Annotated in this window: 14 protein-coding genes, 1 pseudogene and 1 riboswitch; of the genes and pseudogenes, 2 read left to right on the forward strand and 13 right to left on the reverse strand. The window is 37.1% G+C overall.

From position 1 onward, the window contains the following. Positions 1-43 precede the first annotated feature (43 nt). From NP781_RS19605 to NP781_RS19650, 10 genes and pseudogenes are all read right to left on the reverse strand, one after another. Complete coding sequence (locus NP781_RS19605; RefSeq protein WP_004224461.1) at positions 44-655, reverse strand: response regulator transcription factor; 612 nt, start codon at positions 653-655, stop codon at positions 44-46. Positions 656-671: 16 nt separating this feature from the next. After that, positions 672-1679: a sensor histidine kinase gene (locus NP781_RS19610; RefSeq protein WP_257522558.1), complete on the reverse strand. Its 1008-nt coding sequence runs from the start codon at positions 1677-1679 to the stop codon at positions 672-674. Positions 1680-1950: 271 nt separating this feature from the next. Continuing rightward, positions 1951-2982 carry a Delta(5) desaturase DesA gene (locus NP781_RS19615; protein ID WP_221682981.1) on the reverse strand — a complete coding sequence of 344 codons (1032 nt, stop codon included), beginning with the start codon at positions 2980-2982 and terminating at the stop codon, positions 1951-1953. A 109-nt stretch (positions 2983-3091) separates the two neighbouring features. Continuing rightward, positions 3092-3591 (reverse strand): annotated as a pseudogene (locus tag NP781_RS19620) (N-acetyltransferase family protein). Between the two features lie 95 nt (positions 3592-3686). Further along, a complete protein-coding gene (metH, locus tag NP781_RS19625; RefSeq protein ID WP_257520640.1) occupies positions 3687-7118 on the reverse strand; it encodes a methionine synthase in 3432 nt (1143 codons plus the stop codon). Then, on the reverse strand, positions 7111-8958 hold the full coding sequence (locus NP781_RS19630) for a bifunctional homocysteine S-methyltransferase/methylenetetrahydrofolate reductase (RefSeq protein ID WP_257520641.1): 1848 nt from the start codon (positions 8956-8958) through the stop codon (positions 7111-7113). The genes metH and NP781_RS19630 overlap by 8 nt, the downstream gene beginning before the upstream one ends. A gap of 88 nt (positions 8959-9046) precedes the next feature. Continuing rightward, positions 9047-9147, reverse strand: a riboswitch (SAM riboswitch). Positions 9148-9246: 99 nt separating this feature from the next. Continuing rightward, positions 9247-10641, reverse strand: a complete 1395-nt coding sequence (locus tag NP781_RS19635) for a protoporphyrinogen oxidase (RefSeq protein ID WP_257520642.1) — start codon at positions 10639-10641, stop codon at positions 9247-9249. A gap of 237 nt (positions 10642-10878) precedes the next feature. Further along, positions 10879-12171, reverse strand: coding sequence for a globin-coupled sensor protein (locus NP781_RS19640; protein ID WP_216486202.1), 1293 nt, complete (start codon positions 12169-12171; stop codon positions 10879-10881). Between the two features lie 630 nt (positions 12172-12801). Continuing rightward, positions 12802-14088, reverse strand: coding sequence for an SEL1-like repeat protein (locus NP781_RS19645; RefSeq protein WP_221682986.1), 1287 nt, complete (start codon positions 14086-14088; stop codon positions 12802-12804). A 71-nt stretch (positions 14089-14159) separates the two neighbouring features. Next, positions 14160-15176 carry a YdcF family protein gene (locus NP781_RS19650; RefSeq protein ID WP_221682987.1) on the reverse strand — a complete coding sequence of 339 codons (1017 nt, stop codon included), beginning with the start codon at positions 15174-15176 and terminating at the stop codon, positions 14160-14162. 184 nt (positions 15177-15360) lie between these two features. Here NP781_RS19650 and NP781_RS19655 point away from each other — a divergent pair, with 184 nt between their 5' ends. Together NP781_RS19655 and NP781_RS19660 are read left to right on the forward strand one after the other, a co-directional pair. Further along, a complete protein-coding gene (locus tag NP781_RS19655) occupies positions 15361-15822 on the forward strand; it encodes a hypothetical protein (protein ID WP_221682988.1) in 462 nt (153 codons plus the stop codon). Continuing rightward, positions 15810-16097, forward strand: coding sequence for a DUF2653 family protein (locus tag NP781_RS19660; protein ID WP_004224435.1), 288 nt, complete (start codon positions 15810-15812; stop codon positions 16095-16097). The genes NP781_RS19655 and NP781_RS19660 overlap by 13 nt, the downstream gene beginning before the upstream one ends. 50 nt (positions 16098-16147) lie before the next feature. Here NP781_RS19660 and NP781_RS19665 read toward each other — a convergent pair whose 3' ends face one another. The 3 genes from NP781_RS19665 to NP781_RS19675 all read right to left on the reverse strand — a co-directional run bounded on the left by NP781_RS19665 (position 16148) and on the right by NP781_RS19675 (position 19524). Then, entirely contained in the window at positions 16148-16516 is a 369-nt protein-coding gene (locus tag NP781_RS19665) for an ion channel (RefSeq protein WP_221682989.1), read from the reverse strand. Between the two features lie 106 nt (positions 16517-16622). Continuing rightward, positions 16623-18248, reverse strand: a complete 1626-nt coding sequence (locus tag NP781_RS19670) for an S-layer homology domain-containing protein (protein ID WP_221682990.1) — start codon at positions 18246-18248, stop codon at positions 16623-16625. Between the two features lie 109 nt (positions 18249-18357). Next, positions 18358-19524 (reverse strand): endonuclease Q family protein, encoded by a 1167-nt coding sequence (locus NP781_RS19675; RefSeq protein ID WP_257520643.1) that lies wholly within the window; start codon positions 19522-19524, stop codon positions 18358-18360. Positions 19525-19592 lie beyond the last annotated feature (68 nt).

Raw genomic sequence — 19592 nt, forward strand, 5'->3', positions numbered from 1 at the left:
AAAATGAGAACCTTTTCGCTTATGATGCGATAAGGTTCTCATTTTATTTATTCCATCCTTTTTCTTTAAAGCGTGCAATGGCCTCAATTCGATTACCAACGTTTAGTTTTTCTAAAATCGTCGAAATATAGTTACGAACTGTGCCAGCAGACAAAAACAGCTCAGCAGCAATTTCCTTTGTCGTCTTGCCCTCTGCTACAAGTGTCAGAACTTGACTCTCTCGCTCCGTTAAAGGATTTTCACTATCGTCTTCATAGACAAAATCAACGAGCTCTGGCGCATAAATGCGTTTACCATCCATTATTGTACGGATTGCGCTCACTAACTCCTCTATAGGGCTATCCTTTAATAAATAGCCTCTGACACTCGCTTTTCTAGCACGTTCGAAATAACCAGGTCTAGCAAATGTAGTTAAAATAATGACTTTACAACCTGAGCCAGTGCTATGCATTTCTTCTGCTGCGTCTAGTCCCGTTTTCACCGGCATTTCAATATCCATAACACAAATATCAGGCTGATGCTCTTCCACAAGCATCAATGCTTCTTCACCATTTTTTGCTAAGCCAACAACCTCCATATCCTCCTCCATACTAAGTAAAGAGCGAAGCGCGCCTAATAGCATCCCCTGATCTTCAGCAATCACAATTCGTATCATGTCACAATCCTCTTTTCTATATGTTCTTCAGATTGTCTTTGACATTCTGATGCGTAATAGCTACTGGGATAGTTACCGTTAATGTGGTGCCCTCAACACTTTCAATTTTAAAGGACCCATTAATAAACTCTAAACGTTCCCGCATTCCTTTCAATCCATTACCAGTTCTCCAGGCTTGTTTTTTCGTAATACCCTGTCCGTTATCTCGCACTACCAAATAAACTTCTTTAAAATTTTGATGGAAAGCAATTTCACATTTTGTTGCTCCACTATGTTTGACAACATTATTAACCGCCTCTTTTAAGCACATAGATAAAACATTCTCTACAAGTGGTGGAACTTGCAATACGTTTTTATCACCCTCAAAGACAAACTCCATTTCAGCTGCCTTTAGTATTTGTGAAATACGCATGATCTCATCTTCAAATTTTGCTGTACGCATATCTGAAACTAATTCCCGAACCTCTTTTAAGGCAATACTAGCCGTCTGGCGTATATCCTTAATCTCAATCAAGGCTTGCTGGGGATCTCGTTCAATCAACCTAGAAGCTAGATCACTCTTCAAACCTATCATGGACAATTTTTGTCCTAATGTATCATGCAAATCTCGAGCTATTCTTTGTCGTTCTTCAAAAACAATTAATTCAGCAATACGTTCATTGGCTGTTTCTAACTGTCCCTCTAAATTTTCACGTTTATTTTTGGAATAAAGCGTTAGCGGTAAAAGGACAACAGCTAAAATAGTTAATACAACGAAAGGCAACTGTGATAAAAATAGGTTGAGCTCTACAAAGAATCCAGCACCTGCTGAAATAACTGTAAATCCAATATGTAGACCATACATAATATAAAAGCCGACGGGTCTTCGGATATTGCCAATAAAAAATGCTGTGAAAATGGACAAATAGACATAGCCATACAAGATGGTCATAATAATATTTATGACCATTTCAAAGCTAATCCACATATAAACTAAACCGCTTTTCGAATTCATGGCAAATCGATAGAAGATAAAATAGAGCATTAAAAATGTAATACCTATCGATATTTCGATATAAGATGATTTCCTAAAAATGAAGAAAAACGGTAGGAAACAAAAAATTATCCACAAATATACACTGAGCATCGGACTATTCGGAATAATACTATGCCATTTCCTCAACATAATCTCACGCTCTTTCCTACTTTTCCCTTATTATAACAAGAAAATTAAATTTATGCCTGTAGATGCTTTGACCCATAGTCCTCTCTTTACATAAAACAGCCATCTCTCTTGCAGAGATGGCTGTTATCAACTAAGCGGCAATACTGCCTCTTTCTTTACGTTTTATAATTTCATTTACTTCTTTAAACGTTACAAATTTACCTTGATCTTCATCATATAACTTGTAACGTAGTGATTCTAAACTCGTACGTAAAGTAATCGTTGTTGCCATGTGTAATGGCGGTGTCTCATTGTGTGCCTTTTCAAGATTATAATTAGGTACACGAGGAGCTAAGTGATGAACATGATGGAAACCAATATTCCCTGTTACCCATTGTAAAAGTTTTGGCAATTTATAATACGAGCTTCCTTCAACTGCAGCTTTCACATAATCCCACTCTGAATCGTGTTCAAAATAAGAATCTTCATACGTATGCTGGATGTAAAATAACCAAATTCCTAAAGAACCTGCAATAAATAAAGTAACGCCTTGCACTAATAAAAACGCTTGCCAGCCCATGAAGAAAATTAAAGCGGCACAAATTCCCACAATGGTAATATTCGTTAAAATTGTATTGAGACGTTCCTTCTTCTTCGCATCCTTACGATTAAAACGATTTAAGACAAGAACCATATAAAGTGGGCCTAATCCAAACATCACAAATGGATTACGATAGAAGCGGTACCATAGACGTTGCCCTTTTGAGGCTTGCATATATTCTTCAACTGTCATCATATCAATATCACCGATACCACGCTTGTCTAAGTTTGAGCTTGTTGCATGGTGAATTGTATGCTCACGTTTCCATTTTTCATAAGGGAATGATGTTAGCACCCCAGTAAAAAATCCAACCCAGTCGTTTGCCTTTTTACTTTTGAAAAATGACCCGTGTGTACAATCATGAAAAATAATAAAAGTTCGTACGACAAAACCTGCTGAAATGGCACTTAAGCCAACTGTTAGCCAAGGTGATACATCCACTAACAAGTAACCAGCCACCCATAATGCAATTAACGGTACAATTGTATTTATAATCTGAAAAACACTTTTACGCGTATCTGATTTGGCAAATGGCGCTACATCTTGGCGTAACTTTTTTGTTTTTTCTTTAATAGTTGCCATCTTTTACTCCCTCGTTTCTTTTTTTCTTATGATCTCATCATAAAACAAGAACACAAGTCAGTAACAGACGCAAACATCACAAAAAGGATATGACATTTGTCATATCCTTTTATGATTTCGGTCCAGTCAAATGAAGTTGATAGAACACAAGGTCTAGCCATTGTTCAAATTTATAGCCTGCATTTTTAATGGTTCCTGCATATTCAAAGCCTAATTTTCATGTGCTTTAATACTACCAATGTTTTCTCCATCAATACCAGCAACAAGCGTTTTGACACCATTTTCTTCAGCCATCGCTATCAGCTTGTTCATGAGCTTTGTCGCAATCCCTTTTTGATAATGCTCTTTATGCACATAGACAGAGTGCTCCATTGTATATTTATAACCTGGATAAGGACGGAATTGACTATAGGTAGCAAAGCCAGCAACAAGCCCATTATCCTCAAATACAAGTAAAGGATTATCTAATGCTTGTTGTTCCTTAAACCACTGTACTTTTTCATCAAAAGTTTGTATTTCGTATCGATAGACAGCCTTGCTTGTTAAAATAATATCATTATAGATAGCCAAAACCTCAGGAATATCTTTTTCTTCCATGAATCGTATCATTCTGCTCACTTCCCTTAACCAAATTGTTTTCTTCTATAAAGAAACAGAGATAGACAGTCCTTGAATAGACTATCTATCTCCTCTTATTTTATGCCTTAAACATTGAAGTAGCGAGCATCAGGATGAGCAAAAACGATGGCAGATACAGATGCTTCTGGCTCCATCATAAAGCCTTCTGTAATATGGACACCAATATCCTCAGGTTTTAATAGGCCGAATAGTTTCTCTTGATCCTCCAAGTTAGGACATGCAGGATATCCGAATGAAAACCGTTGACCTTGATATTTTGCAGCAAAACGATCTCTCATAGTGAAATCTGTTGCATCAGGGAAGCCCCATTGATCACGAATTTCCTGATGCATACGTTCAGCAAAGCCCTCTGCTAATTCTAAAGCAGTGGATTGCAAGGCATGACTTTCAAGGAATTTCCCATCCTCTTTTAACTGGCGGGCTTTAGCCATAACTCCTTGACCTGCTGTTACAACCATGAGTGCAATATAGTCCATTTCACTGCTCTCTACCGTTTTTAAGAAATCTGCAAGACATAAAAATGGTTCAACCTGCTGACGAGGGAAGGTAAAACGCTCAATTTCTGTCTTACTATCAGCAGGGTCATACACAACGACATCATCACCATCTGCTTGAGCAGGGAAAAATTGATACAAACCAGATGGCTTTAATAGATCACTTTTTAAATAATCATCTACTAAATCCTTGAGCTCTGTTGCTCTTGAATCACCCGCATCAAGCAATTGCTGAACTTGCCCTTTTAAACCTAAATGGTGTCCCAGTAATGTACGCATATTAACATAAGGATATAAATGAGATACAGAATAGTCTTTTTTCACATGACGTCGTAAATCAGCTGGTAAAAATACTGGCGCTCCTTTAACTGTTCGTGCAGGCTTTATTGTTACCTCTTTTGCCGGACGAGCAGCTCGTTTTTCATCGGCCTCTAAACGTTTTTGACGGGATTCTTCAATTTCTGCTAAGAAATTTTCACGTGTCCCTTCACCCATTAATAGATTCGCTTGCTCTAAGCCTTGCATAGCATCCTTTGAATAAATAACAGGACCACCATATTCATCTGCAATTTTTGTTTCAGTAAAACGACGTGAAAGTGCAGCCCCACCAACTAAAATAGGTACATCAATTCCTGCCTCTTTAAAATCCTGAGCAGTAATGACCATCTGCTGCGCTGATTTCACGAGTAAACCTGACAGCCCAATAAAATCAGGTTTTTCCTTACGAATCGCATCAATCAATTGGGCAGGGGTTACTTTAATGCCCAAATCGACTACCTTATAGCCATTATTACTTAATATAATATCAACCAGGTTTTTCCCAATATCGTGAACATCGCCTTTTACCGTAGCAAGTACCATTTTCCCTTTTCCAGCACTCTCTTCATCCTTCTCCATGAATTGCTCTAAATGAGCAACTGCGGCCTTCATCACACCTGCTGATTGTAAGACCTCTGCTACAATGAGTTGATTATCATTAAATAATCGACCTACCTCAGCCATGCCCTCCATTAAAGGACCATTAATTATATCAAGTGGCGCCTCGAAGATTTCCCTTGCAGCGTCTAAATCCTCAATTAGCCCTTCTTTGGTACCTTCTAATATATAGTAAGCTAAACGACCTTCAACCGTTTTCGGAATATCAGCTTCCGTTTTCTCCTTCTTTTTATCTCGATAAAAATCTGTAAACACTGCTAATGTTTCATCATTTGTATTAAAGAGCAGGTCATTTGCGAGTTTGATTTCCTCTTCAGGGATGGATGCATAACGCTCCAATTTCTCTGTATTAACAATGGCATAATCTAAGCCCGCCTGTGTACAATGATAGAGATAAACAGCATTCAGTACTTCACGACCAACTGGTGGTAAGCCAAATGAGATATTACTTACGCCAAGTACCGTCAATGTCTGCGGCAATTTTTCTTTGATGAGACGAATGCCTTCAATCGTTTCTAACGCTGAACCAATATACTGCTCATCCCCAGTTCCTACAGGGAACATTAATGGGTCGAAAATGATATCCTCTGGTGCAATCCCCCATTTCTCCGTTAAAAGTTGATAGGAGCGCTCGGCAATTTCGAGCTTTCGATGACGGTCAACCGCCATTCCCTTTTCATCTATCGTTCCGACAACTAACGATGCACCATATTTTTTCACGAGTGGTAATACTGCATCAAATCGTTCTTCACCATCCTCTAGATTAATAGAGTTAATGATGGCTTTCCCTTGTGAAAACTTTAATGCTTCCTCAATTACTTTTTCATCAGTTGAGTCAATCACAAGAGGCACCTTAACCTTTTTTACAACCTCCTGCATAAAACCACGGATATCGGCTAATTCATCGCGATCAGGGTTGGCTAAACAAATATCAATAACATGTGCACCATTTTTGACTTGAGCACGTGCAATCTCTGCGGCCTCCTCAAATTTCCCATCGATGATTAAATTCTTAAATTTACGAGAGCCAATTACATTTGTTCTCTCCCCAATAAATAACGGACGCATAGAATCGTCATACAATAACGGTTCAATTCCTGATACTGCATGACCATGTGTTTTTTCTGGTAATTGGCGAGGTTTTTCATCTTTTAAGACCTCACGAATGGCTGCAATATGAGCCGGTGTCGTCCCACAACATCCACCTACAATATTAAGCCAACCTTTTTCTGCAAAACCTTTTAATTTTTGCGATAGCGATTCCGGTGATTCATGATAACACCCTTCTTCATCTGGCAAGCCAGCATTTGGATAACAGCTAATATAGCCTGTTGAAAGCTCTGCTAATGAACGAATGTGATCCGTCATAAACTCAGGTCCTGTCGCACAGTTTAGGCCAACTGATAATGGTTTAATATGCTCGATCGAAATATAAAAGGCATCGATTGTTTGCCCTGCAAGCGTTGTACCCATCGGTTCTATTGTTCCTGAAATCATGACGGGTAGCTCTTTTCCCGTTGATGCAAAAGCGCGCTTTACGCCAAGTGTGCCTGCTTTGACATTGAGCATATCCTGACTTGTTTCTAATAACAAAACGTCGGCTCCTGCCTCAATTAATGCCTTTGCCTGTACATAAAAATTTTCCTCTAGCTCATCAAATGTAATACCACCAGTTACTGATAACGTTTTTGTTGTTGGCCCCATAGCCCCTGCAACAAAACGTGGCCAATCCGATGTGGAATAACGATCCACTGCTTGGCGAGCAATTTCCACTGCACGCTTATTAATTTCTTCTGCTTTTGTGCCAAGATCATATTCATTTAACACAAGAGGCGTCCCACCAAATGTATTTGTACAAATAATATCTGCGCCTGCCTCTAAGTATTTATGGTGAATTTTTTCAATGACATCTGGTCTAGTAAGCACAAGATTTTCATTACAGCCATCAAGTTCCTCGCCACCAAAATCCTCTGCTGATAAATTTTCATTTTGTAGCATTGTTCCCATTGCGCCATCAAGAATTAAAATGCGTTTCTCTAGTTGCTCTTCAATCGAGTGCTTAGCCATGTATACTTACTCCTTTTTTCTGTTCATCCAATTGCTCTATATATTTCATCAACTCTAGTGTCACATCGTAACGTAAAAATGGTGTAATAAGGTAAATCCCATTGAAATATTGCGTAGCCACTTCTACTAATTCTTTGGCAATAGCAATCCCTTCCAATGTTGCCTTTTCTTTATCTTCTCCACATGCTTTCATTCTTGTTAAGGCATCTTCAGATAATTTGATACCTGGCACTTCATGATGTAAAAATTCAGCGCTTTTATAACTCGTAACAGGCATAATACCGATGTAAATTGGAGCTTGTAAATGCTTTGTTGCCTCATAAATCTCTACAATCTTCTCTTTCGTATATACTGGTTGAGAAATGAAATAGTCTGCCCCATGCTCAATTTTCTTCTCCAAGCGTGTCACAGCACGATCTAACACACGGACGTTTGGATTAAATGCAGCAGCAACTGAAAAATTTGCTTTTTTACGAAGTGGCTTACCTGAGAACGAGACCCCTTCATTTAATTGCTTAATTAATTGGATTAGCTCCATGGAAGATACATCATAAACACTTGTCGCACCTGGGAAATCTCCTACTTTCGTTGGATCACCCGTAACGGCCAACACATCATGAATACCTAAAGCATTTAACCCCATTAAATGGGATTGTAGACCAATTAAATTACGGTCGCGACATGTAATATGAGTTAGTGGGCGTACATTATGTGTGCTCTTCAACAATGCGCCCATTGCAATATTACTAATACGTGGAGAGGCCAGTGAATTGTCTGCCATCATAACTACATCTGCACCTGCATCATATAATTGCTTTGCTCCTTCAAGGAACCCATCGATCTCTAAATGTCTAGGTGTATCCAACTCTACTATGACAGAGCGTTCACGTTTAACTTTTTCATGAAGAGGCTCATACTTTGTTGGCTCCGCTTCCCGAACAATCTCAATCTTTTTAGGCTTCGCATGCTTCTCCTGAACCGGTGATAACTCTTCTAAATACTTCTTTGCTGCTGCAATATGTTTGGGTGTTGTACCACAGCAGCCCCCTATTAAGCGTACACCTTGATCACGCAATTCAACAGCCGCTCGACCAAAATAATCAGCTTCTGACTCATAAACGACACGCCCATCCTCTAAGTCCAGAAGTGAAGCATTTGGATAGGCCGACATAAATGCCTTATGAGGAAGTTCTACACCCTCAAATGCCAGAATTGTATGGTGTGGACCTAGTCGACAATTGACACCAACAATATCAGCACCTAGGAATTCAAGCTCATGTAGAGCATTATTTAAAGACATCCCATTTTGTAAAACACCAGGCTCATGCATAGAAACTTGTGCAATAATCGGCAATTTTGTTTTTTCTCGTAGCATCTTTAAGGTTGCTGTTAATTCTTCAAAATCATAATAAGTTTCAAGTAAAAGGCCATCTGGATTCCCTGCAAGTAAGACTCTTGCTTGTTCTTCAATAGTCGCTAATATTTCATCCAAGGTTGCATCACTTTTACGAATTCCCCGAATACCACCAATTGTTCCTAAAACAAATTGACCGCCATCAGCCGCTGCTCGTTTTGCGATGGTGATAGCAGCTTCATTAAATTGTTGGACACGTGATTCTAATCCATAGCGAGCTAATTTAATGGCATTTGCACCGTACGTATTCGTTTGAATGATGTCAGCACCAGCTGCAATATATTCTCTATGAATCTTTTCAATTAACTCGGGTCTCTGAACATTCATTTCCTCATGGCAATACTCCAATCCATAGCCATATAGCACTGTGCCTATTGCACCGTCTGCCGTCAATACATGCGTTTTTAACCTTTCAAGCAATCCCATAAAATTAGCCTCTCTTCCTATGTCTCTATATAATAAAAAGCCTTCTTTCATAAAAAAGAAGGCTTTAACGATTCATCATTGTTGTTCCTTCTCATCTTCGACTCAACGGTCTTCTGGATTTAGCACCTGACAATAAAGTTGGTTGCTGAAGCTTCAATGGGCCAGTCCCTCTGCTTCTCTTGATAAGAATTAAGTATGAATTTTTTAAATAATTAAAAGAATCATATCGTTTACTGACGAATGAGTCAAGACTATTTCACATAACAAAGTTTTTTTCCACTTAAAATCTTAGAAATTGGCAAGTTCCTTTGCAAGCTCTTCGCCAATTTTTTTCCCATTTTGAATGCAAGCACCGATACCTACGCCAAAATATGAGCACCCTGCAATCGATAAATTAGGATATTTCTCATGTAATTCTTGTAGTAATCCTTGTAATGCCTCACGATGTGCTAGATCATATTTAGGCATTTGATCAATCCATTTTGTTACATTCACAACGGTTGGTTGCTCCTCTATTCCTAGGCTCTTTCTCACATCTTCTAAAGCAACTGCTGCCAATTCTTCATCCGTCATGGCACGTAGTTGCTCATAGGCTGGATTGATGCTCTTATAAAAGAGTCGCACAAGTAATTTATTTTCTTTCGATGTATGCTTCCATTTACGACTAGTCCAAGTTGCTGCATTACAAGTAACGTCTGAATTATGGGAAACAATATAGCCTGTTCCATCTGCTGGCAATTTAGCATCTGGCACATCAAAACCTAAATAGATAGTAATCGCTGACGCTGTCGTAAATCGATCAAAATAGCGGTTTAAAGATTCATCCTGTAGCAGATTTTGGACAGTATCGTTCGGTAATGCTAAAACGACATAATCTGACTCAATAATTTCACCATTAGCTAAGGTAATAGTGTAGTTCTTATCTTGTTTTTGAACATTTAACGTAGTAACACCCTTGATAATTTCTACATCGGATAAGGTTTGTTCAAGTCGATCAATTAAAGAAGATAAACCTTTTTTAAACGATATAAATTTTTTGTTCGCTGCTTTAACAAATTGCTCACGATTCGCATCAAAGCCTTTAATAATACTTCCATAATCATTCTTATAATCAATCAAATACGGTAAAGTAGAGCCAATAGAAAGCTGATGTAAATCTCCCGAATAAACACCTGCAAGGACTGGTGCAATTTGATTTTTCACCAGTTCCTCTCCTAAATAGTAAGTTAAAAATTCACCGATTGAACTTTCCTTTGTGAAGCTATTGTTTGGCAATGTTAAATCCTTCAACGCTTCTTTTTTTCCTTGCTCGGAAATAAGTGTACTTTCCTCTAAGGATGCTAAACTCATCGGTATTCCGAAAGTTGAATCTGCCGGAATAGCATGTAACTCATTATTCGTATAAATATAAGAAATACCTGTTTCGTTGTAAACTAGTTCCGCCTCAAAATCAAGCTCCCGCACGAGTTCCATAACGCCTTGATGACGGGCTACAATAGAATCAGCACCCGTTTCCATGATGAAACCTTTTTCATGTGCTGAATATAATTTGCCTCCTAAATATGTATTTTTTTCTATAAGCACTAGACGAACATCTAAATTATGTTCCTTTACTTGACGTTGCAAATAATGCATTGTACATAGTCCTGTAATACCGCCGCCTAAAACAACAACTGTTTTCATCATAACCGCCCCTATTATTCGTTCTTTCTACAGTATAATCTTTTTTTCATTGAAAATTACGTTAAACCCTTTACAAATTTAGCAAAAATAGAGCTATTTCTTCAGTGAAATAGCTCTTACTTTCTGAATCTCTATAAGATTGATCCTCTATAACGATGGCTTCACAACAAACATTTTAATAGGTACTATAGTGTTTATTACGTCTAAAAACATAAAAAATAGGATGTTGTTAATAGTCTATCCTTTTAAATTTTGCGCAAAGCTCGCTAATTTTTCTGCTGAATTTGTTACCTCAGTAAATGAAGTGCCTAATTCACTTAATATGCCTACAATTGCTTGTATTTTTGTTGCCATACACTCATTTTGATCTTTTGCCTCTGTCATGGCTCCCAATATACTCGTAAATTGGCCTTCAGTTTGTAACATATTTTCTTCACCTGCTGCAACTTCATCTTGAATATTTGTCAAAGAATACTCTAGTTTCTCTGTTCGTTCACCTGTCTTTTTCAATAACAAAGCCACCGCTGTAACAGATTCTTTTGTCTGAATTGATAATTTCCGTACTTCATCGGCCACTACACTAAAGCCCTTTCCCGCTTCCCCAGCACGTGCTGCTTCAATTGCTGCATTTAAAGCCAATAGATTTGTTTGATTCGCAATATTGGTCACAACACTCATGATTGTTTCCATTTCCTTAGACATACCTGATAATTGTTCTATATTTTCTTCTATATCATGAAGAGAATGACTAATATTTAGCATATTTTGTGATTGATTTTTTAAACGCTCGCGACCCTCAAGTGCTTGGTTTTCAGCCAGTGTAGACACATCGAGTGATTTTTTTGCCAAATGTTTAATTTCGTCAGATTGCTTACTTAAGCAGGAAAATGAATTATTGGTTTCCTGTGAGATAGCTGCAAGTGCTTCCGAAGAATCTACAATCTGTCGTTCAATCGCTTCTTTTTCATGAACCATTTTTTCTTTCAGTTGTTCCACAGTGTTTTCAAAAGCTTCTAAAACGAGTTGTTGCTCAAAATTACAAATTTTCGATATAGCTCTGATCGTATTAAATTGATCTTGTGGAAATTCTATATTTTTTTCGACTAAATCAATAAATGATATCGATAAATCTTGGAATGCACAGATATACCACTGTGTTCTAAGCCCAATGTGGACATGCACCTTTGCAATTTTTACACGCCTTTGGTAATACATCTCATCAATGGTTCCGTTAAACATTTCAATAATATGTTGCCGTAATGTTACTTTAAGCTTTTCTACAGAACTATGATGACTGATAATATCTACCAAATGATGCTCTGTTCCAATCATGTTGTAAAAACGGTTTACGATGTGATCTACATTATCCATAACTATTGGCTGGAAAGCTTTTAAATATTGTAAGTCGTTCTTCGTTAAGTTCAGCATTTCAATTTGCTTCGCCATCGATTGACGAGAGGACAAATCCATTTTCACTGTGTATTGCTGTAAATCCAATACCTTCGTCTTTCTCTGTTTTTGAAAAATCACACATCTTCCCTCTTTCATTCCGTTTACTTTCATCAGGCTGAGAAACATCAAATCCCTTTTAACATATTGATGGATACACGAAAAAATACCGATAAAATCAGATTAGTCAGATTTAATGGTTACATTCAATAGCGCAATTCCGTATGACAGACTTCCTCCCAAAGTATGTCGGGTACCCCTTTACTCAATTTATCCTAAGATTATATGCTTTCAGCAAACAGATATAGTCACTACATGACTATCAGTAAATTATTTACGTATGCTTCTTTTCAAAATCACTCATTTACATTAATCATTTTATAAATGACTGTCAATCTTATGAGTACCATTTTTTTACACAAAATGTATAAAAAGTCCTTGTTGTTAAATAAAGCGTAATAAACATTGAAAAAGCTACCACAATATTATTGGGTAGCTTTTTTAACTATTTTTTTGTTTATTATGCTTACTTGTTTTATATTTATTCTACTTTTTTATTGATCATCTTCAAATTTCACTATACTAATATTTTTTACCCTCAATCATCATCTATCTAAATACTCTTAAATAGCTGTCTAATTTAGACTTAAATACCCATAAACTATAGCAATATAAATCATTCTAAAAACCTATGTTTTTTTAACACTAAATTTACAATCCTTTAAGTTCCTGTAATATTTTAGCCGCTTCTTCGGATCCTGCATCTGCCGCGAGTCCATACCATTTAATAGCTTCTTTTAGATTTCTTTCTAACCCTGTATCTTTATTAAAAATATGCCCTAACTGTAGCTTGGCTTCTACATCTCCTTGAAGTGCGGCCTGCTTAAACCAATGTATACCTTTTTCGAGATTGCGAATTCCAGCCAGACCATTACTCCATATATAACCTAAATCATAAAAGGCATCTACATGATATTGCTCTGCAGCTCTTTCATACCAAAACAGACCACGATTGACATCTTTCACTTGGCCTAAGCGTCCCTCTAAATAAATTCCACCAAGTCGATATTGTGCTTCCACATACCCTGCCTCAGCTGATTTTTTATAGGCGTTAAAAGCCTCTTTCACATCTACCTCAACGCCTAACCCCTGCTCATAAATAATCCCTAACGTAAACATTGCCTCTGCCACATTCTTTTGTGCAGCATAATCAAACCACTTTTTTGCTAATGTATAATCCGTTGATACACCTTCGCCATTAAAGTACATATCTGCTAAATTATTGGCAGCATCCGCATGTCCCTGTAAAGCTGCTTTTTCATAGTATGAAAAGGCAAGGGAATAATTTTCCTCCATACCTATGCCCCCGAAGCAAAAATTCCCAAGCATATATTGAGCATCTGCATTTCCTTGGACAGCAGCTAGCTCAAACCATTTCAATGATTTTTCAGGTTGAAAATGTTTACCCTCTCTAGAATTATAGTATTCGCCCAGTTGATATTGGGCATCACCATCCTGCTCTTCAACCGCTTCCTTATACAAATCAATAATGAGCTCATGATCTAAGTCCTCTTCATCTAGAACAGCAACTTGTTCATCTTGATGGCGAAAATACCACTCTACAATATCAAGCACATCATCTACTACTTCTATACTGTTTTTTAACTTTTCTAGCGAAGAAATTTGCCAAATGAGTATATAGATAGGCTGTGGAATGGCATCGCGCAAGACATCATCATATTCTGCCAACAGCGTTAATACATTCTCCTGAATCGATTGAGATTGCACTGTATGGACAATCTGCAAATGACGTTGTTGCTGTTCTTTTAATAATCCTCGTACTACTTGATACAGTATTTTCTGCAAGGCTGTTAGGTTAACTTCTGCGAATGTAAGTAATTTTATATTTTGAGCAAACCACTGATCTTGAGTTTGTGTAAGATTTTGTAGGGAAATTATTCGTTCTTTATTTCGCTTGGCTAAAATTTGCTCGTACATTATTTTCCTCCCTTGCACACTATGTAAAAAACTGCCTTACCACTATTATATGGAAGACAGTTGAAGTTTGGTTACACATATGCTCTCAATAGTAAGCCTATGAAAAGCGTAATAATTAAAAATACTGTGACATGGGTCCATTTATACATGGCTAATAAGCCTATAAATTCTCGTGTGAATGCATTAGGAACATAGTAAAAAGCAGTTTTTGAGCCAATTCCCTCGGCGTCTAATGCTGCTTTCCTAGCATAAATACTTGCGCGAAACACATGGAAATTATTCGTAACAAAAATGGAGCGATAGTTCTCTCCATGAGAATGGTGGTCCATTATTTGCTTTGAAAAGATCATATTTTGTTCTGTATTGGCTGAACGATCCTCCATTACTATCTTGTCAGTCGGAATATGATGTACTTCTAATAGGTATTGTTTCATTGCATATGCTTCTGATACCTTTTCATCATTTCCTTGACCACCAGAGACAATAATATAAGGCTTCATCTCATACTTTTTATATTGCTTTACTGCTTCATCTAAACGACTTGCTAAAAGCGGAGGTACTGTATCGCCAATTAACCCTGAACCTAATGCAATGATGTAATTTGGTTCATAACGTATTGGTGTAAGAAGATACAATATTGAATAAGCAAGGACACTAGTATATAAGAACATTGTATAGCCAAAAATCAAAAACGCATAGAAGAAAAGAATATGCCAAAATACATTTTCAATTTCAATAAAAATGACGAATACATACCATAACATCATAATAACAAAACTTAGCCCCAATATGGCTAACATTAAGTTACGAAATTTGCGTCCTTCCTTTTCCAATAATACTTTACTATTGAAAAACATGGCTATCGATAAAATAAACATAATACTTGGAAAGCTTCCTAATATAATGAATATCCCCATTTCGGAAATAATCCCCTGATCATTCGGTAGCAATAAAGGATAATGAATAATGAACGCTCTGACAATATACATACCTATCAGGCCAAGTGCTACCGCGTTAAGAAATCGCCTTTTTTCTGTTAGGTACAAAATAATAAAAATGGTAAGTAAGATTGATAAAGTTAGTAGCATTTTTTCACTCCTTCCTATTGTATAATTTCTACAATCATTACATCTGCCACTATTTGTCCACATTTTTTGATATAGCTTAATTTTTGAAAGCGTTTGTTTTATTTTTTAATATAGTTCATGTAATATTACTATATAAGAACTAGTTTATGATTAGATTAAAAATTATATTGGAGGAATGTATGTAATGAAAAAAATTCTTGCCGCTCTTTTTGCAGCGACACTGATATTTTCAACTGTTGGTGCAACATTATTTATTTCTGATACGCCAACGGCAGAAGCTAAATCCTATAAATCGGGTAAAAAGGGCTTCTCTAACAATAATAATAGCTCGAATATCCAAAAATCGGATACTACCAAAGATCAAAACAATGCAACAACAAATAAAAACAACTCAACATCTACTAATAAAGCAGATACTACTAAAAAAGGTGGCTTTTTCTCAGGTGGTCTGATGAAAGGATTAATGCTTGGTGGACTTGCTGGATTATTATTCGGTAGTCTATTTAGTGGTATGGGTATACTGGGGAATATTTTAGGTTTACTTATTAATGTCGCAGCAATTGTTGTTATTGTGATGCTTGTTGTGAAGATAGTGAATATGTTTAAAGATAAAAAGCGCAAAGAGGAAGCACAATGGCACAAATAATCAACGAACAAGATATTATTAATGCTATTTGTTTATCTCAAGCCTACTATCAAAACATTCGACCCGAGGATGTTCTTGTTGAATTGACTTACGAGGATGATGCAGGCTTTGGTGCGGAGGTCGAAGTCAACGGTCAAATCGAGGTGCTTAATACAGCAGCCATGATTGGTGCCTTACGTGTTTGGATCAAGGATGTTCTACACGGTGATCCATTCTCAACAGGGATTGAACTTGTTTTAGATGACGAAGAAGGCATTATTGCCAAACTATCATAAAAAAATAGCAGTACAATGAATCGTCCAAAGGAATTCATTGTACTGCTATTTTACTTTTTCAAACGTTTTTTAACCTCTTCTTTTTCTTCTTCATTAAGAGAAAAATCTACGATAGAGCGTCCCAGCATTAATAACATGATAAACATTACTCCTGTACCAACAATTAAATAAATCATTGTAAAAACTTTAGAATAAGCCGTTGTTGGATATAGTCCTGTTTCGACTCCAGTTGGAATTAAGCTCACTACAGCAAAATACATGGCATCCAACCAGTACCACCCTTCTGTCCCCTTGTAGAATAGAGTTCCTGAGAGAATGATTAAAAATAGTGTAGTAAATAATGATAGGAACTGTGGACGTTTAAAGGACCTCCACAAACCTTTTACTAATCTTTTAGCAGATAATATAAATGACAGCATCCCATTCTCCTTTATCAATGGACATACAGCAGCATAGTTAGACTATACTTCGTTTTTTACGAAAACCTCAAAAGGTAGAGGAGACAATCCCCCTACCTTCTAATTATTATTGAATGAGTAGCTGACTAAGATTGGTAAATATTTTAGCTGCTTGACCTCTTGTTGTGACAACCTCAGGTGAAAAATTCCCTCCATCCCCGGTCACGATTCCTAATTCATACAGCATTGTGATTGCACGTTTGGTTTCTGCATTATAAGAAGCAACATCCACAAATGGCACATTGCCTTTTGCAATATACGGCTGATTAGATTGCTGTTCATAGGCGCGATGAATCATTAAAGCTAATTGAGCACGTGTCACAGGGTGTCCAGGCTTAAATTTCCCATCTGTTCCTTTAATAAGACCATGTACATATGCTGCCGCAATTTCTGCCTGTGTTGCTGCATCATAATTTGCGATATCAGTAAATGGTGCTTTTTCTTCAGTAGTTAAGCCAAGACTTCTTACAAGAATGGCTGCAGCTTGGGCACGTGTTACACTACTCTCAGGTCTAAATGTCCCATCTGTATAGCCATTCATTATACCTGTATTTGCGGCTTTTTGAATATACTCTTTTGCCCAGTGATTCTGTGTATCTGTAAAGCTAACGGTTCCTTTCGTAGTGAAAGTTACTGTAGGATTTTGAACACTTTCATTACCAGCACCATCAATGGCTTTGATAGATACATTGTAGGTTGTATTTTCTATTAAATCTTTGAGCGTAATTGTAGTAGTGTCAGCATTTAAAGTTGAAGTTAATTTTCCATTCACATAGACAAGGTAATTTGCTACGCCTACATTATCTGTCGCTTCTTGCCAGCTAACCTTAACAGTTGTACGATCTTTTACCTCTACTCCGATAGCCTGCGTGACATCCCATAAAGAGCTTGTTTTAATAATGGGTAAAAATGCTTCATTTGCTATCGCTAAATAACCAGCTTCACTTAAATGAATATTTTCAGGGTTTGGTAGATAGTTGGCAACATCCTTTGCAACAACATCATATGTAGGAACAAAAATAGCGCCCGCTTTTTCAGTAGTTGTTTTGATTGTTGAATTCAAAGTAGCTAATAACAGATTAAATTGTTTTTGTAAGTTCGCACTATAGTATGGGAAGGAATTATAATAGCCCATTACATATACTTCAGCTTGTGGATTAATTTTTTTGATTTCAGAAAGAATAGTAGCAATGTTCGATACAGCTTCTTTAGTAGCTTTTATGATAGCCACAGTGTCAATTCCCGTTGTTTGAGATTCTTTTAATATTGGCAATAGATCATTTGCCCCAGCTGTTAATGTGATGATTTCAGCTTCCTTAATAGAAGCTCGTAACTTTGCCTGTTCCTCTGTATAGCCAAAACCAGTCACTGTTTTTGCAACATCATTTTGTAGATCAGCTAAAACATTTTTAGTTGTGTAGCCTGACATAGCAAAGCCCTTATTAAAGGAAGTAAGGAAGCCGTCTTGCTGTAATGCCTGTGCAATAAAATCGGTATAGCCTAATCCAATTACACCTACTTCATTCATCCCATGTGCTAATGAATCACCAAGTGCCACATAATCGGTTTGTACAATCCAACTTGGTGCTATACGGTCACCCTGTCCTTCTTCTGCACTAGCTGCTACAGGTAAAGCTAATTGCAAAGCCAATATACTTGAAGCTAAAAAACGAAATTTCTTTGATAATCTCATTTACTCTCTCCTCTACTTATAAAATAGTCGTTGTTTTCACTATTTTACTAGAGGAGCGATAAAAATAGGTTAAATTACAACAATCTTTTTAAAACATTTCATTTTTTATCTAATCAACCTGTATCTTTCCATAAATCCCACCACCACCAACTTTAATGGCTAATTGGCCTGTTCTCGCTAAATCGATTAATTGGGCTAGTTTATGTGGCACAATTTGTTCAAGCTGGTCGATTGTTACACGATGCAAAATATTCATTTCTGTACCAAATGCTCCGATTAAACGTTCCATCATTTTAGGACCAATACCTGGAATGAAATCAAGTGGTATCTGATGAATGTAAGGTGGTCTATTTCGTTTATTGGGAAAGTCTTCTGATAGCTCCTGTATACGGGTAGCTACTCCCTTTATAATTTGAGTACTCCCACATTCTGTACAAATGGTAGCTTCTTTACTTAGCTGTTGACTACATTTTGCACAAACTGTTTGATGATATTTGCCAAGCAAAGGATTCAGGCCATAATTGGCTATTACCGCTCGTCCCTGTTGCTCATGCAGAGCCATTTTTAATTCTGTAAAATTCGCTTCTGCTAATCGTAACTTTTGATATTCTCGCGCTAATTTTCCAAGCGAATGTGCATCGGAATTGCTAACGAATGTATATGCTTGTAATTCTTTAATATGACGTACCATATTTGTATCAGAACTTAAACCTAATTCAATGCCATCAATAAGCTGCGGATCAAAGACTTCAGTTAAACTTCGACGAACCCCTTTGCCAAACAAGCTTTTAAATGGTGTAAATACATGTGCAGGAATAAAAATACCTCCCAATTCATGCACCTTTTGCTGCAAGGTCTTGCCATCACAATAAATACGTTGTGAACTTAAATGGATATTCTTCATATGTTGTGACATCCATTCTGAGAACTGCTTCATGAGCTCTAGTGTAGGAAAGTAAGCAAGCACATGAATAGGACCCTGACAATGTTGATCATAAATTTCAATTTCCGATCCTGGAATCAAAGTTGTTTCTTGAAAACGTAGACCACCTTCTTTTAGTTCTTGCAGTTCTCCGTGTTCAATCATCCTCACCATTTCTTCGATTACTTCTGGTGAGTGACAGTCAATGACCCCAATGATGTCTAATCCCTTTCTTGCACTAGACGTCTCTAAAATTCGTGCTAATGTTAACGTTTTACTGCCAGTAATTTTCACTGCCCTTCCACTAGAAGTACGTCCAATATGAATATGTAAATCAGCATAGAATTCATTCAATTCAAACACTCCTTTTAGTACATCTATAAAACGAAAATACCTTACATTACTGCAAGGCATTTCTCTTC

The organism is Lysinibacillus sp. FN11 (assembly GCF_024628845.1).
GTDB classification, from domain to species: domain Bacteria; phylum Bacillota; class Bacilli; order Bacillales_A; family Planococcaceae; genus Lysinibacillus; species Lysinibacillus capsici.